10 protein-coding genes are annotated in these 17,369 nt (G+C 39.3%); 1 reads left to right on the plus strand and 9 read right to left on the minus strand.

Features of this window, described 5'->3' with window-relative positions; translation table 11 throughout:
- Positions 1 to 36 precede the first annotated feature (36 nt).
- Positions 37 to 3,363: a VCBS repeat-containing protein gene (locus Q4597_RS09680; RefSeq protein WP_303406034.1), complete on the plus strand. Its 3,327-nt coding sequence runs from the start codon at positions 37 to 39 to the stop codon at positions 3,361 to 3,363.
- A 32-nt stretch (positions 3,364 to 3,395) separates the two neighbouring features.
- Here Q4597_RS09680 and Q4597_RS09685 read toward each other — a convergent pair whose 3' ends face one another.
- The 9 genes from Q4597_RS09685 to Q4597_RS09725 all read right to left on the minus strand — a co-directional run bounded on the left by Q4597_RS09685 (position 3,396) and on the right by Q4597_RS09725 (position 17,226).
- Positions 3,396 to 4,418 carry a glycoside hydrolase family 43 protein gene (locus Q4597_RS09685; RefSeq protein ID WP_303406035.1) on the minus strand — a complete coding sequence of 341 codons (1,023 nt, stop codon included), beginning with the start codon at positions 4,416 to 4,418 and terminating at the stop codon, positions 3,396 to 3,398.
- Positions 4,419 to 4,443: 25 nt separating this feature from the next.
- Positions 4,444 to 5,901, minus strand: coding sequence for an MFS transporter (locus tag Q4597_RS09690; protein ID WP_303406036.1), 1,458 nt, complete (start codon positions 5,899 to 5,901; stop codon positions 4,444 to 4,446).
- Positions 5,902 to 5,906: 5 nt separating this feature from the next.
- Positions 5,907 to 7,046, minus strand: coding sequence for an endo-1,4-beta-xylanase (locus Q4597_RS09695; protein ID WP_303406037.1), 1,140 nt, complete (start codon positions 7,044 to 7,046; stop codon positions 5,907 to 5,909).
- 772 nt (positions 7,047 to 7,818) lie between these two features.
- On the minus strand, positions 7,819 to 8,106 hold the full coding sequence (locus tag Q4597_RS09700) for a 3-hydroxyacyl-ACP dehydratase FabZ family protein (protein ID WP_303406038.1): 288 nt from the start codon (positions 8,104 to 8,106) through the stop codon (positions 7,819 to 7,821).
- Between the two features lie 88 nt (positions 8,107 to 8,194).
- Positions 8,195 to 9,190: an RES domain-containing protein gene (locus Q4597_RS09705; protein ID WP_303406039.1), complete on the minus strand. Its 996-nt coding sequence runs from the start codon at positions 9,188 to 9,190 to the stop codon at positions 8,195 to 8,197.
- A 125-nt stretch (positions 9,191 to 9,315) separates the two neighbouring features.
- Positions 9,316 to 13,455 carry a hybrid sensor histidine kinase/response regulator transcription factor gene (locus Q4597_RS09710; protein WP_303406040.1) on the minus strand — a complete coding sequence of 1,380 codons (4,140 nt, stop codon included), beginning with the start codon at positions 13,453 to 13,455 and terminating at the stop codon, positions 9,316 to 9,318.
- 297 nt (positions 13,456 to 13,752) lie between these two features.
- Positions 13,753 to 14,409: a fructose-6-phosphate aldolase gene (gene fsa / locus Q4597_RS09715; protein WP_215914726.1), complete on the minus strand. Its 657-nt coding sequence runs from the start codon at positions 14,407 to 14,409 to the stop codon at positions 13,753 to 13,755.
- A gap of 5 nt (positions 14,410 to 14,414) precedes the next feature.
- Positions 14,415 to 15,740, minus strand: coding sequence for a xylose isomerase (xylA, locus tag Q4597_RS09720; protein ID WP_303406041.1), 1,326 nt, complete (start codon positions 15,738 to 15,740; stop codon positions 14,415 to 14,417).
- Between the two features lies 1 nt (position 15,741).
- The gene (locus tag Q4597_RS09725) at positions 15,742 to 17,226 is read right to left on the minus strand and encodes a xylulokinase (RefSeq protein WP_303406060.1); all 1,485 of its coding nucleotides are present in this window, start codon (positions 17,224 to 17,226) and stop codon (positions 15,742 to 15,744) included.
- Positions 17,227 to 17,369: the final 143 nt, after the last annotated feature.

A 17,369-nucleotide genomic window follows, 5' to 3' on the forward strand; every position in this document is an offset into this window, starting at 1 on the left:
AAAAGCTGTATCTTAAAAATTTGAACACATATCCAAATGGATTTTAATATGTACGGTAAAACACTGGTATACTCCATTATCCTTCTTTTTTTGGTGAATTGCACCAAAGAATCCAATAAAGTGGAAACAAAATTATTTACGGGTTTAGACCCGGAGCTTAGTGGTTTACACTTTAATAATACCCTTACGGAGAATGATTCCTTAAATTATTTTACCTATTCGTACCTGTACATGGGTGGTGGCGTATCTGCTGGGGATATTAATAATGACGGCTTGGTTGACCTTTACTTTACCGGAAATCAAGTTTCTAACAAATTATATCTGAACAAGGGTAATCTTCAATTTGAGGATATTACGGAAAAGGCCGGCGTAACAGGTGATAACCGTTGGTATACCGGAGTTACCATGGCCGATGTAAATGCAGATGGATTTCTAGATATCTATTGTTCCGTAGGTGGCAAATTCGGTCCAAAGGACAATGAACTTTACATGAATAACGGAGATGGTACTTTCACCGAAAAAGCGGCAGAATATGGTCTTAAAGATATAGGCAACAGTGTGCAAGCTACTTTTTTTGATTATGATAAAGATGGTGATCTAGACCTGTTCGTAGCCAACTACCCTCCTACTAAATTTGACTCTCCCACTTTTGTTTATTCATATAAGATGAAAAATGTCCAGGACCATGAATCCGGGCACTTGTACCAAAACAACGGACAGACCTTTACCAATGTTACCGAAGCCTCGGGACTTAAAGCATACGGACTTTCCTTAAGTGCCACCGTAGGCGACCTCAACAATGACACCTGGCCAGATCTTTACGTATCCAATGATTTTAATTCCCCTGATTTCATGTACATTAATAATCAGGACGGTACGTTTAAAGAAGTGGTAAAACAAGCTACATCCCATACTGCGTTTTATGGTATGGGAGCCGATATAGCAGATTTTAACGACGATGGAAACCTAGATATTTTCCAGGTAGATATGGACGCCAAATCCAACCGACGAAAAAAGGCCAATATGGCCAGCATGAATCCGCAACTGTTTTGGGACGTAGTAGATGCCGGATTCCATTACCAGTACATGCACAATTGTATGCAAATGAATTCTGGAGTTTTTGAAGATGGCATTCCTCATTTTTCCAATGTTTCTAGAATTACCGGCACCTCTTCAACCGATTGGAGCTGGGGTCCTCTTTTTGCCGATTTTGATAATGACGGCTATAAAGACCTTTTTGTATCCAACGGTACGCGACGGGAAATCAATAATAATGACTATTTCAACAAACTGAAATCCATCAAAATAAAGAATGATACGCTACTGGAACTTAGTCAAAAAATTCCATCTGAGAAAATAGACAACTTCATTTTTAAGAACAACGGAAACTTAGAGTTCAAACGAGCCAACAAGGATTGGGGCATTGAGTTTAAAGGTTTCTCCAACGGCGTGGTCTATGCTGATCTTGATAATGATGGAGATTTGGAAATCGTTACCAATAACATAGATGATAAAGCCTCGGTTTTCAGGAACAATGCTTCGGAGAACAATAATTATGTACAAATACAGCTCAAAGGCAATAATACCAATCCATTTGGTTTAGGTGCCCGTGTATATGTAACGGTTGATGGACGGACACAAATGCAAGAATTAACGCTGACCAGAGGATTTCAGTCTTCAGTAGCTCCTATGCTTCATTTTGGATTGGGCGACGCTTCTAAAGTAGACGGATTAAAAGTGGTTTGGCCTAACGGAAAGGTTCAACAACTGCAGGCGGTAAAAGCCAACCAAGCACTGACCTTAAATTTTGAGAGTGCTGTTACGAATATTGAGAAAAAGGGATTTCAAACTAAATTATTTGCCACGGTTACCAACTCAAAGTTCCCTGAATATCAACATACAGAAAACAAATATGATGATTTTGAGGACCAGGTTCTGCTCCCACATAAAATGTCCTCTTTTGGTCCTACTCTTGCTGTTGGAGACCTTAACAATGATGGTCTGGATGACTACTTCGTAGGGGGCTCTTCCGGAAATCTTGGTAGTATATTTTTACAGACGTATGATGGCTTTGAAAAGCAATCTTCTAACTTTTTACAAAATGATATAATAAGTGAGGATTCCGGTTCTTTAATTTTTGATGCCGATGGGGATGGAGATAATGACCTCTACGTGGTAAGTGGAGGATATGAATTTTCAGAAAACTCTAATGCATTACGAGATAGATTATATCTAAACGACGGCCGAGGCAATTTCCAAAAATCTGATGCCACGGCCCTACCGGATTTAAAAATTAGTGGTTCCCAAGTCTATCAATCCGATTTTAATGGAGATGGCAAACCGGACCTTCTGGTCTTAGGCAGACAGATTCCTAAAAACTACCCTAGCCCTACTTCCAGTTACCTTCTTAAAAACACGAGTACAAACGGCAACGTTAGTTTTGAAGTCTTTGAAGATATACAACCACAAGAATTCCAAAATCTGGGCATGGCCACCAGCGCCTTAATTACAGATTTTAATAATGACAACAGACAGGATATTATGATTGTGGGCGAATGGATGCCCATACGCATGTTCCAAAATACCGAGAACGGTTTTGAGGAAGTTTCTGAGTCTTGGGGGCTCACTAAAGATACTACAGGCTGGTGGTGGAGCATTCAACAAGGCGATTTTGACAAGGATGGCGATATGGATTATGTTTTGGGCAACAATGGTGAAAACTATAAATATAAGGCCACTGAGGAAGAAACGTTTGATATTTTCGTGAGCGATTTTGATAAGGACAACAACCAAGATATTGTACTCAGTTACTATAATGATGGTAAACAGTACCCTGTTCGTGGCCGTGGATGTTCGTCTCAGCAGATTCCTGCTATAAAACAGAAGTTCCAGGATTACGAGAGTTTTGCCGAAGCAACCTTAGAAGATGTCTACACAGAAAAGTCTCTGGAATCCGCGCTTCATTATCAAGTAAAATCCTTCGCCAGTATCTATTTAGAAAATAAGGACGGGAAATTTATAGTTCATAAGCTTCCGGTGTTAGCGCAAACCTCTAGCATTAACGAAATATTGGTAGACGATTATAATAAGGATGGAAACCTAGATATTCTTGTAGCGGGCAACCTTTATGCCTCGGAGGTTGAGACCCCACGTAACGATGCCAGCCACGGACTCTTCCTAGAAGGTAACGGAGAAGGAGGTTTTACACCTATAACAGCTTCTGAAAGCGGCTTTTTTGTTACTGGAGATGTGAAGCATATGGCCCCTATTCAAGTAAATTCCCAATCCTACATTCTAGCGGCCAAAAACAATGATTATTTGCAGTTTATAGCACTTAAAAAGAAAGAGGGACTACCACAATGATAGTCCCTCTTTTTCTTCATTATAAAATCCGATTAAAATTCTTTATATGGGTCTAAGGTTACGATACTCCCATCTGGATTATAAGTAATCTCCGCAACTTTTACAGACCGTAAATGTGTAACCCCTCGGGAAAGACTAGAGTCATGGTAGAACAGATACCACTTGCCATCTACCTCACAAATGGAATGGTGAGACGTCCAACCCACAACCGGATTCAAGATGCGTCCGGCATAGGTAAAAGGTCCGTATGGATTATCACCTATAGCGTAACAAATGAAATGGGTATCTCCAGTGGAATATGAGAAATAGTATTTGCCGTTGTATTTGTGTAGCCATGATGCTTCAAAGAAACGTCTGTTATTATCCCCTTCTAACAAAAGGTTACCATTGGCATCCAAAATTTGTACTTCTTTTGGCTCCTCGGCAAACTCCAGCATATCGTCCGTTAACTTGGCTACGATAGGCAATAAGGCCGTTTCTTGGGGTTCGGGCATTTCATTGGTCTTATCATAAGCATTTTTACGGTACTTTTGGAGCTGTCCGCCCCAGATTCCACCAAAATACATGTAGTAGCTTCCATCCTCGTCTTCGAATACTGCTGGATCAATGGAATAACTTCCCTTAATAGCTTCGGGTTGGGGCGTAAAAGGTCCTTCTGGAGCATCGCCTACGGCAACACCTATTTTAAAAATTCCATTATAATCCCTAGCTGGAAAGTACAAATAATACTTCCCGTCTTTATGGGCCGCATCCGGTGCCCACATTTGCTTCTCCGCCCAGGGCACGTCATCCACATGAAGTGCAACCCCATGGTCTACCGTTTCACCCGCTATTCCGTTCATGGAAAGCACGTGGTAATCCTCCATCGCAAAATGGCTTCCCAAATCATCAAAAGGAATCCCGGATTCGATATCATGAGATGGGTAAATGTAAATTTTTCCGTTAAAAACGTGGGCAGAAGGGTCTGCGGTGTATATGTGCTTTACCAATGGCTGAGAAATAGCCGTTTCGTTCAACTTATCAAAATCGATATTTTCTATAGATTCTTCTGGCATGAAATCTTGTGTTTTGTTTTAGATATTATTTTTCTCTTCGTTTCTTTAAATCCAATTCTATGCGGGTTTCCGTTGTTTTGTTGATTTCATAGAAAAACAACAAACCTATACCTATCAAAAACGGAATGGCCGGATAGATACTAACCAACATTCGGGTACCTTGCACTGCAGTTTCCGGCTGCACAATGGCTTCTCCGGCTACCACTGCTTCTTTTGAAACATAACGGTACATACCCAATATAGCGGTTACCAATGCGCTCCCTATACTTAAACCTCCTTTTAACCCTACCATCATGGCAGAGAAAATTATGGCTGTGGCCCTACGGTTGTTCTTCCATTCGGAGAAATCTGCAACGTCTGCAATCATGGCCCAAAGCAAGGGTATGGTGATACCGTAAAAGAAGCCGTGTAAAATTTGTGAGATAAAAATCAACCCAATAGAAGTAGGTGCAAAAAAGTAAAAGAAAACTATGAACAGTGTTGATAAAAATAGGGCTACCATAAAAACATCCCTTTTACCATAGGTATCTGCGAACCGTTTTGAGAGCGTAATACCCACAATCATAAAAATAATTCCCCCGGCATTAAAAAGGCCAAAACCAGCAGATACCGGATTTTCCCCAAAGAAGTTGACCCCAATAGCGGACAAACCATCAAGAACGGGCTGTATAAAAAGGGTAAGGCTTTCTTCGTTTACGTAATTTTCAAAATAATACACATAAGAGCCACCTTTCATGGCCAAGGTTATGAATACCAAAGTGGTAAGTACCAACATAATAATCCACGGCCTGTTACCGAACAAGTCACCCAAATCTTCCTTAAGTGTAGATTTCTGTTCCAAAGTAGGAACAATGCGTTCTTTAGTGGTTAAAAAGGTAATAATCAGCATTACGGTTCCTATAATGGCCAACCAGGTCATTACAATTTCAATACCAACGGCTTTATCACCACCTCCAGCAGATTCGATTATAGGCAACATAAAAACCTGAACAAAAAACTGTGCGAACATAACCGCTACAAAGCGGTAAGCAGACAAACTGTTTCTCTCGCCCATATCACCCGTAATAACCCCACTTAAGGCCGAGTAAGGCAGGTTGTTCGCAGCGTACAGTAATAATAGCAGCGTATAGGTTACCACGGCATAAATGACCTTGCCCTTATAGGCAAAATCAGGTGTACTGAACGCCAACAGCGCCACTATTCCTAGCGGAATGGCCGTAAACAAAATCCAAGGTCTAAACTTACCCCATTTGGAAGTGGTACGGTCCGCCAAAGCCCCTATAATAGGATTAAAACCAAAGGCCGCAATAAGACCCACGGTAAGCATAATGGCCGATGCATGGTTGGTTTCCAAGCCATAGATGTCCGTGTAGAAATAGGCCAGGTACGTCATTAAGGTCTGAAAGACCAAATTTGCCGAGAGATCGCCCAGACTATAGCCTATTTTTTCCTTAACGGATAATTTTTGAGATTCTAAATTCATGAAGATTAATGTTGGTTGGTAGCATCGGTTTTTAAGCCTGTAACAGCGTAGTATGCTTTTTTGGTTTTGTACTCCCGATCAAAAAGTAGCGGATAGTTGGTACGGTCTTTAATGGGCCAATTGTTAAGCCACGAGCTTCTATCGTTCACGCCCCAGAACGTAACCCTGTCAATTTTATCGCTGTGCTTCAAGAAAAGCTTAAAAATATCTCGGTAACGCTCCGCCAACTGTACTTCTACAGAATCCGGCAAGGCATCCGGGTATGGATTCATTTCCTCGCTGTTCTCAAAGTTCTGGCTTATTTCCGCGCCCTCCAGCTCCCAAGGGTTGGGCAGAACGGTAACGTCCAATTCGGTTATGGCTACTTTAATCCCTAATTTGGCATAGGCTACTATACTTGCCTCTACTTCATCCAACGAAGGTTCCGTAAGACCCCAGTGGGCCTGCATACCAACCCCGTGAATTTTAGCACCGTTCTTTTGAAGGTTTTCTATAAGCCTAATGGCGCCTTCCCTCTTTTTAGGCTTCCACATGTTATAGTCATTGTAATACAACTCTGCGGCAGGATCGGCCTTTTCTGCCATTTTAAAAGCGAACTCCAAATAGCGCTCTCCCATTACTTCCAAGAAAACGGATTCCCGTAGAGAGCCATCCTCGTTAAGCGCTTCGTTCACCACGTCCCAACTGTCTATCTTACCCTTGTACCTATCTGCAACCGTGGTAATGTGTTCTTTAATATAGTTGGCCATTTGGGCGCTATCCTTCACGGAATTCATCCATTGGCCAATTTGGCTATGCCATAACAATGTATGCCCTACAATATGCATATTATTCTTTTTGCCCAACGCCACATATTTGTCCGCCATCTCAAAATTATAGGTATCGGGAGATGGATGAAGGGCTTCCCATTTCATAACGTTTTCCGGGCTTAGCGAATTGAAATCCCCTTTCAAGACTTTAAGCGCTTTTGCATCGTTTCCTGTAATAATCCGGTCGTTTACGGCCGCCCCGATATAAAAGTCTTTTTCATATACTTTCTTGAGACTGGTAGCATCATCTTCGGTTTGAAAATTGCTTTCCCTGATTTTTCCAAAACCGAACAAAAACAACAGAATTGCAAAAAATAATACAACGGATTTAAACATATCATTAATTTAAAAAGGTTAAATAAAGAAATTGATAATAGCTCCTTTCTGTTTTGAAGACTATAGTTTGATAAAAGTCGGAAAATAAGCAGGTGGGCCATACTACAAATGAAGCGCAGTATAGAACATTTGTGGCATTTTGTTTTGCAAATACAATAGTACCAAAGCATTTGGGCCCTAGGCCGAAAATGAGAGTGTAAAATTATGCCTTACAAAACCGAGAAAACAGATGATAGAATCGTGTTTAATTGAAGTGAAAAAACATTGAAATAAGGTGAGTTTTCACGGCTTATTTTGAGTATTGGGGAAATTACCAATACCCATTCTCACAAACTAATCAACAAGGTTAGCATAGAAACAAAAGCCATTATTCCATAAAGAATTTTGGATGTATTGGACTTGATTGTCTTTGTCTTATAAAGTCCGTAAAAACCCAAAGGTGGCAATAAAAACAATAAGATATCTACAGTAGTGCTGCTATTATACCATTTACTCTGTTGTTTAGTTTTCATAGCAGGGTTCGTTATGTTATTCATAATTAAAACAAATTCTTAGGTTTGTAAACTGTTATTTAGCACTAAATGAGCAACCGTTTTTAAATGGGAAAATTTAGTTAAACTAAATTGATTCTACTACGATTTCTTACTTGTCAATTCTGGCACAAAGCCAAGTTGCTTCTGCAATAGGTTCATCGTTCGCGTATGCAATTCCAGATTGCTTTATTAATTTGTTGCTAACTCTAATGTTTTTAATAACATATTTAACTTCTTCGTTATAAGTCACTCCTTTTGAAAAAGTAACTTTCTCCATACTTGCCAGTCCAAAAAAACCATTTGCAAGTCCTGCTTTTTTTTAAGCCTGCACCTCCACATTGAGCCATGGATTCTATTAAAATCATTCCAGGGATAAAGTTATATTCCGGAAAACTACCCGTTAGCATTTCATTTGATTTGTCAAAACTTTTGATTCCTATAATCTCTTTTTCGTTTGCAGTAATAATTTTATCTACAAATAAAAAAGGGAATCTATGTGGAATTAATCTTTCTATTTCTGTTTCCATTTATTTCTGTTTATCATATGACGCTTAACGCTTGCACTAAATGCAGTGTGGTAGTAAGGAAACTTTTCGTTTCCGTATGTGAACGAGGCTAAAGTTTATTGTTTTGCCTAATATTTTTAAGCGGGTCTATCTGATTATAAAAGGATCGACCAAAATCTGAGATTACATATTCTTCAAATAAATCATCCTTCTCTATTATTTTTCTCCAATAAGTTAACCTGTTAACAACAGTTCCATATTGCATAAAGGTTAAATTGTATGTACTTTTATCTACAGATAAATTATTTACTTCAACAACATAAAATCTATCGACGAACATATTATTATTTACAAAATTTGGATTAATAGCCAAATTGACACTTTTTAAATTACTTTGCCTACTTGGGTACATTAAAATATCTGTTCTTGTATCATGATCTCTAAAAAGAGAATTATGAGCAATTGTTGCGGATAAAGAATAGCTATCATCACTAATGAAGCAATTGTCTAAATATTCAAGATATTTAATTAACCCTTCTCTTTTATCCAATGATAATTTTTTTTCAAATATTTGGTCTAGTTTTTCAACTAAAGTCGAATTCATTTCTTTAAAAGTATTTTCCTTAGGCAATGGACTTCTTAAGAAATTCTCAAAAAATAAAATTTCTTCAGTGGGTTTAACTTTCCACCTTGAAATGCAGAATTGTTTTTTTTCGAAATCATTATCTCTAATAACTTCAAACAATGAAGTTCCAGGGTCATTAGAGCAATAGAAAACAGGTGTTTTCGGAAAATTACATCTACCCATTTTTGTCATATGCGATGGAGGGTGAGAGTGTTCTAAAAAAATATCTGGATTAGTGAAAGTAGATAAATCTCTGACCCGAAATAGATTCAAATTGAATTCGTTACATTTTTTCGGTTGTAATAAATGAGGGTAAGCCTTGAATTCTTTTTCAATTGGAGCCAAAACGTTTTTTTTAAACTCATTTATATTTTGATTGTCAGATTCCTTGAATTTTGGAAACTTATATTTTTCTAGTTTTTGAATGGCTTTTATAGATTCTTCAAGCGTTGGGAAGTCTATCAAAGGGTCTTTTTCCATGTTTGATGAAATGGGTTATAACATACAGATATATACTATATGATTATAAATTTATATTCCTCCCCTAATTTAACTAAATCTAGCGAAGTCTTAAGATTTGTACTACAATAAAAATTAATATGTACTTACTTTACTTCTGTAGGAAGAAACCCAAACTGGGCCTTAAAGCATTTGGTGAAATAAGAAGGAGAGGAAAAGCCTACTTTAAAGCAGACCTCGCTGATAGATTCGTTTCCGTTCTCTATCATTTTCTTGGCTTTTTCAAGCCTTATCTTTCTTAAGAATTCATTTGCGGAGTAACCGGTGAGCGCTTTAATCTTCCGGTATAATTGACTTCTACTTAGGTTAAGCTCTTCTGCCAGCTGCTCTACATTAAGGTTTTCATCCGATAGGTTGGCGGTAACATAATCCAGCACTTTGGAAATGAAACCTTTATCCAGTTCGGAAGTGTTTTCGGGTACTTTTACATTATTGGAATCGTTTAAATACTTATTAAAAAGTACCTGCCTACTACTAAGAATCTGCTTTAGTTGAGCTTTTAAAACGGTCATCTCAAAAGGTTTGGTCAGGTAGATATCCGCTCCAGAATCAATTCCTTTTACCCAATCCTCCGTCATGGTTTTGGCCGTTAACATAAGTATAGGAATATGGCTTGTTTTTAGGTCTTCCCTAATATGTCTACAAAACTCAAAACCATCCATTTCGGGCATAACCACATCCGACAGGATAATATCCGGAGTTCTTTTTTCCGCAGCTTTTAGTCCCTCTGTACCGTTTACGGCTTCAATAACGGTATACTCTTCCTTAAGTTCGTTTTTTAGGTAGCTACGCAGTTCCGCATTGTCCTCTACAATGAGCAAAGTAATGCCGGAGCCTTTATTGGTAAGTCTTTCCACTATATCTTCATCTACCCTGGCCAGTGGTAAGCCATCCGCTTTAGGTGTTGGTTTTAAGAAAAGTTCGCTAGGTTTAAAATGGGCATTCCCCAACGGCAGGAAAATCTTGAACTTGGTTCCGATACCTTCTTCGCTTTCTACGGTAATTTTTCCTTTTAACAAATCTACAAAACTCTTTACCACTTCTAAACCAATACCTGTACCGCCATAATACTGGCTGTTCATTTTTTCAACCTGATAGAAACGCTCAAAAACCTTTTCCAATTCGTCCTTACCAATACCGCTTCCGGTATCCTCAATATAAATTTCCAAGGCCTGAACGGGCTCTTCCTCGTTTAAAAGGGGCAATATAATTTTATCGGCACGTTTATAAATACCCACGGTAATGGTGCCTTTATCCGGTGTAATCTTAAAGGCATTGGAGAGAATATTAAAAATGACCTTTTCCAGCATGGAGGGATCGCTCCATAGCGTTATGGGCGGTTCATCCGACTCAACCACCAAATGCACATCCTTTAGTGTAGCTTCTTCCTCAAAATGACCGGTTATCTCCTTTACAAAAGACACGGCTTCCAGTTCAGATACTTTAACGTTCAGCTTGTTGATGTCCAGTTTTCTAAAATCCATCAACTCATCTATCAACCGTTTTAACCGATTGGTATTCTTATGGATAATGCTCAACTTCTCTTTCATTTTCTTTGAAAACACCTCTTCCGAATCTCGCAGAATGTCTTCCAAAGGATTTAATATAAGGGTAAGCGGGGTTCTAAACTCGTGAGAGATATTGGTAAAGAATTGAATTTTTCTATCGTTCAACACTTCTTCCTGCAGTCGTTTTTCACGTTCAAACTGCACTATGCGCTTTTCACGTATGCGCTGGCTGGCCAGATTCACTAAGAAATAGGTAATGAGAAGAATAGCCAAAACATATAGAAATATGGCCAGATTGGTACTCCACCACGGCGCCAAAACCGTAATGACCATTGCCGTTGGGGTATTGTTCCAAACCCCGTCATTATTGGCGGCCTTTACTTTAAAAACATAATCGCCAGCAGGCAGGTTGGTATAGGTGGCACTTCTTGTACTACCTACATAGTTCCATCTATTATCAAACCCTTCCAGAATATAGGCGTACTGGTTTTTTTTGGGCCTTGTAAAATTAATTCCGGCGTACTCTATGGTAAAAACGGACTGGTCATGGGAAAGAGTCATGGCCTTGGTACGATTAATTACCTTCTCTAAAGGCGAGTCTTCCGTTCCCGGAACCACGGATTTATTGAAGAGTTTAAAATCCGTAAAATATACTTCTGGTTCGTGCTCATTAAAATTCAGGTTCTGCGGGTCTATAGAATTTACGCCCTCATAACTCCCAAAATATAATATACCGGCTTCATCCTTAAAAGTGGAATTAAAATTGAAATCATTGGCCAGAAGTCCGTCGTGAACATCAAAATTCTTGAAATTCTCTTTTTCCACATCCATTCTAGAAATGCCATTGTTGCCCCCCAACCAAATGGCGCCATTATTGTCCTCTAAAATAGAAGCTATGGTCTGTTGGCTTAGACCGTTCCTATCTCCGTACCAAGTAAACGAGTCTTTGAAAGGGTCATATTTGCACAGACCTCCGCCGTCCGTGCCTATCCAAATAATGCGGTTACTATCCTCATATAAGGATATAATTCTATCTACTATAAGCTGTTGACTCGTATCTGCATGCATGCGCTCCACCAAAGAAATAGCCTTGTCTCCTTCGGAAAAATCACTTTTAATTTTGTACAGTCCGCCTGTGGTACCCAACCAGATAAAACCATTGCTATCTACCAGAACCTTACGTACCTCTCCGTGATGGGGTACCTGGTCCTGAAAAATTTGGTCTACATGAGGTGAGAATTTTTGGGTTTTAGGATTATAGGAATGTAAACCCGTTACATAGGAGCCAATCCAGATTATTCCGTTTTTGTCCTCATCAAAGGTCATGATACGGTTACTGGTTAATCCGCCATTGGTATTGGAAATTTTATAATTTTTAAAGGCTGTAGCATTCTTTTCCAGAAAGTAAATGCCCGAGTTCCATGTTCCTACCCAGAGATTGCCCTTACTGTCAAAAAACATCCCTGAAACCGCAGCGGCATGCAGGTTCGTGGCTATCCCGTTTTGAGGGTCTTTCAAATGTACAATGCTATTGTGTTTAGTGTCATATACATCTATTCCACCACCATCCAAACCTATCCACAGTTTTCCTTTTTTATCGCTCACAATACCCGTAACGGATGGCAACAGCAAAGAGTTATTGATGTTCGCCAAGCTCTTTATATCTCTGAACTTATCGTACAACTTGTCATAAACCCCTACCCCCTTGTTGTAGTAGCCGATCCAGATACGCTCTTGGCTATCTACAAATACGGACCAGATGGAATTGGATTTAATACTGTTTACATCAAACTTGTCATAACGATAGTTCTTGATCAGCGTTCCATCTGCCTTTAGGACAAAAAGGCCGTCATTTTCCGTACCGCATATGATATTACCATCTGCAGCTTGAGCGATTGAAAAAACCCGCTCCGGAGTTATTTCAAAGGAGTCTATCCTGTATTTGTTCCCGGATATGAATTTTATTTTCACTAAACCATCCGATAAGGTTCCCAACCAAATGGCCCCTTCTTTATCCTGAAATAAAGTCTCGATATTCCTTGATAGACTTTTGACTTCCTCTCCCTTTTCATTTACTATTTGTGAGGGTATGACCTTAACTCCATCATACTCAAAGAGACCATAATTTGTGGCCACATAGATTTTACCCGTGGTGCTTTTTAAAATATAGTTGACCTGAAGTGTGGCTATATCTATAGTAGATTGAATGGGAATTGACTCACTTTTCATAGTCAAAGGGTCTACCCTAAATACACCATGATAATGTGAGCCCACTAAGAGTTCTCCATTAATACCTTCTTGAATGGCCCTAATAAGGATACTTCCTTGTCTTGCGGTATCATTCCCAAGTTCTACTTTATCAAAATTATCAAGGTCTGTGTTGTAGAGATCAAGACCTGTTTCCGTACCCACCCAAAGTCTATCCGAACGGTCTATATACGAGGTATGTATAAGCGAGTTACTTATTGACTTGGGTTCGTTTATATCTTGTTTATAGGTGATAAAATCAATGCCATTATACTTTTTTAACCCAACGCCATTGGTTCCTATCCAGATAAGTCCCATACTATCTTCAACAATAGTTGAGACCGCTCTTTGTGTATTGTCCTGCTCAATATTTACAAAATTATATTCCGTTTCCGAATTTTGGGCATACAGGCAATCTTGCGCAAAAAACGCACAAAAAATTAAGACCAAAATTACCTTTACAAACTTCATATATAAGTACCGCCTTACGGATGAATTATAGATTACCGATTTAAATCTAAAACGAACGCCTTTTCATGCCTGCCTGAAGATAGACCAATTGATCAATTCACACAAACGGAACAGTTGGCCGACGCTCTGGCACCATGAAAGGAAAAGCTGTCACCAAAGCATCTACATTTAATACTGGATACAAAAGACATCACAAACCAAATTGCCGGTAGATCAGACCACCGGCAATTTCATGTATTGAATCAAAAATTAACCATTGGGGCGACCATGGCTACATGGTCTACTTTCTTTAGGTTTTTATTCGTTTCCTTTGTTATAATCTGCCAAAAACTTCTCTAAACCACTATCCGTTAACGGGTGCTTTAGAAGGCCTTCAATTGCCGATAATGGACCTGTCATTACATCAGACCCTAATTTGGCGCAGTTAATAACATGCATGGTATGACGTACGGATGCGGATAAAATCTGTGTATCAAAACCGTAGTTGTCATAGATCAAACGTATTTCTTCGATCAAACGTAAACCATCTGTTGAAATATCGTCCAGTCTTCCTAAAAACGGAGAAACGTAGGTAGCTCCCGCTTTAGCGGCCAATAACGCCTGTCCCGCGGAAAAAACTAAAGTAACGTTGGTCTTTATTCCCTTGTCCGAAAAATATTTACAGGCCTTAACTCCATCTGCAATCATAGGTAATTTTACCACAATCTGCGGATGTAAAGCGGCCAATTCTTCGCCCTCCTTAATCATACCGTCATAATCTGTCGCAATGACCTCAGCCGAAACATCACCTTCAACCTTCTCACAAATAGCCAAGTAATGCTTTAGAATATTGTCCTTTCCAGTAATCCCTTCCTTGGCCATCAAAGAAGGGTTGGTAGTTACGCCATCCAAAACACCTAATTCGTAGGCGCTTTGAATGTCGTTTAAATTTGCTGTATCTATAAAAAACTTCATATATCCTAGATGTACTGATTAACAATGTTTTCGAACAATTCTTGCTTACCACTCTTAAGCTCTAACTCACCATTAGTTACCGCTAAATCGTATAAGTTCTCAAGGCTTAATTTACCTGCTTCAAACTCTTTTCCTTTCCCTGAATCAAAAGAGCTGTAACGGTTTTCACGAAGCTTGGTATAATCAGAAGACTGGATAATTTTATCGGCCGTAATTAAACCTCTTGCAAACGTATCCGCACCTCCAATATGAGCTAAGAAAATATCTTCAAGGTCTGTAGAATTTCTTCTAATTTTAGCATCAAAGTTTACACCACCACCTTGTAAGCCTCCTGCTTGCAAGAAAACCAACATAGCTTCTGTAGTCTCCAAAATATTGTTCGGGAACTGATCCGTATCCCATCCGTTTTGGTAATCCCCACGGTTGGCATCCAAGCTTCCTAACATTCCGGATTTTGCGGCAACTTCCATTTCATGCTGAAAAGTGTGCTGTGCCAAAGTTGCATGGTTTACTTCAATATTAATTTTGAAATCTTTATCCAATCCGTACTCTTTCAAGAAACCGATTGCCGTAGCCGAATCAAAATCATACTGGTGCTTGGTTGGCTCCATTGGTTTTGGCTCGATAAAGAAATTACCTTTAAAACCTTGCTTACGGGCATAATCTCTAGCTATAGTTAAGAACTGTGCCATATGGTCTAATTCGCGACCCATATTGGTGTTCAAAAGAGACATATAACCTTCACGACCTCCCCAGAAAACATAATTCTCTCCATCTAATGCAATAGTAGCATCCAAAGCCAATTTTACCTGACCACCTGCTCTAGCAACCACATCAAAATCAGGGTTGGTAGCAGCACCGTTCATGTACCTTGGGTTAGAGAAACAGTTAGCCGTACCCCACAATAATTTAATACCTGAAGCTGCTTTTTTCTCCTTGATATACTCAGTAATAGTAGCTAATCTTTTTTCTGATTCAGCGAAAGTTGGACCTTCTTGAATTAAATCGAAATCATGAAAACAGAAATAATCGAAACCCATTTTGCTGATAAACTCAAAAGCGGCATCTGCCTTGTCTTTTGCAGCTTGAACGGCATCAGAAGATTTATCCCACTCAAAACTTTGTGTACCTGGGCCAAATGGATCAGAACCCTGTCCACAGAACGTATGCCAGTATGCAATGGCAAACTTGAAATGTTCCTTCATGGTCTTGCCCGCAACAACTTGATCCGGGTTGTAATATTTAAACGCTAGAGGGTTGTCTGATTCTTTCCCTTCAAACTTAATGTCTCCAATACCTTTAAAATACTCTTTGTCTCCTAATAATGCCATGTTACTTGTTTTTTAATAATTGTTCTAATTCTTTTTTCCATGCGGAATATGCGGATTGCAATGCTTCTTTTTCTGCGGAAGGTTTATAGCTCATGACATAATCATTGGCCATAATCTGTTCCCCAAAGCTTGAAAAATCGCCATCGCGTAAAATACAGGCCCTAGCTGCGCCAATAGCGCCTGTGGTATTATATATTTCTATTTCGCGATCAATAAGTGTCGCTATAGTGTTCGAGAAAATTTCCGAGCGAAACAAGTTATCGTTTCCTGCTCGTATTTTAGTAGCGGTAATACCGTCTGACCTAAGGATTTCCATACCATACACAAAAGAGAAGGCAATACCTTCCAATGAAGCTCTGCACAAATGTGCTTTGGTGTGGTTGTTTAAGTTGATACCAAAGATATTCGTCCCTAAGTCCACATTGTTCAACATGCGTTCTGCACCGTTACCGAAAGGCAATATTTTTACACCGTCCGAACCTTGTGGTACCGAATTGGCCAAATCGTTCATTTCATCGTATGAAGCAACACTTAAGTTGTTCAACAACCATCTGTATTGAATACCGGCTCCGTTGATGCAAAGTAGTTTACCCACAAATCTGTTGGCTTCACTATAATTTACGTGAGCAAAGTTGTTTACCCTCGAGCTCTCCTTAACCGAAAGATTATCCGTAATGGCATAAATAACACCAGATGTACCACCTGTAGCCGCTACCTCTCCTGGATTAAAAACATTCAATGACAATGCATTGTTGGGTTGGTCTCCTGCACGGTATAAAATAGGCGTGCCTTCTTTTAAACCTGATTCTTTTGCTCCTTGTTCCGATACTTTACTTTGAACAGAAAAAGTATCAACTATTTCAGGCACATGAGATTCGTTCAATCCGTAATAGTCCAATAACCACGTAGCCAGACTATTCGTTTTAAAATCCCAAAAAATACCTTCGGACAAGCCGGATAAGGTAGTGTTTGCCATTCCGCTTAACCTACAAGCTATATAATCTCCGGGAAGCATAAACTTATGGATACGCTCAAAAGTTTCCGGCTCGTTTTCTTTTACCCATTTTAATTTGGAAGCGGTAAAGTTGGACGGCGAATTCAATAAATTCTCACTACAACGGTCATTGCCCAATTCATCAAATGCCTTTTGACCTATGCCCACTGCCCGACTATCACACCAAATAATGGACTCGCGTAAAGGCTTTAGGTTTTCATCAACCACCACCAATCCGTGCATTTGATAAGAAATACCAATACCCGTAACCTCTTCCGGTTTTATATTGTTCTCGGACAACAATGTTTTTGTTGCGGTACACACATGTTTCCACCAGGTATCCGGGTCCTGTTCCGCCCAACCATTATTAATGGCCAAAATATCCATTTCTGTTTTAGGTTCGCTCACTACAGCTACGGGTTTACCAGTACCCACCTCTACCAAGGCCGCTTTTATTGACGAACTTCCTATATCGTAACCTATACTATACATCATCTTTTGGTGTTTGTAAGTGCCTTTGTTTTTCGGTTTAATCCTCATAGGGTATTTTGTAGACCCCTAAAAACCAAGCGCTTTTGTCAAATTTAAACTATAACTTAAAACGAGTTCCAGATAATTCGTTTCCGTACTAAAAA

Source organism: Zobellia sp. 1_MG-2023, from assembly GCF_030549125.1.
Lineage (GTDB): Bacteria > Bacteroidota > Bacteroidia > Flavobacteriales > Flavobacteriaceae > Zobellia > Zobellia russellii.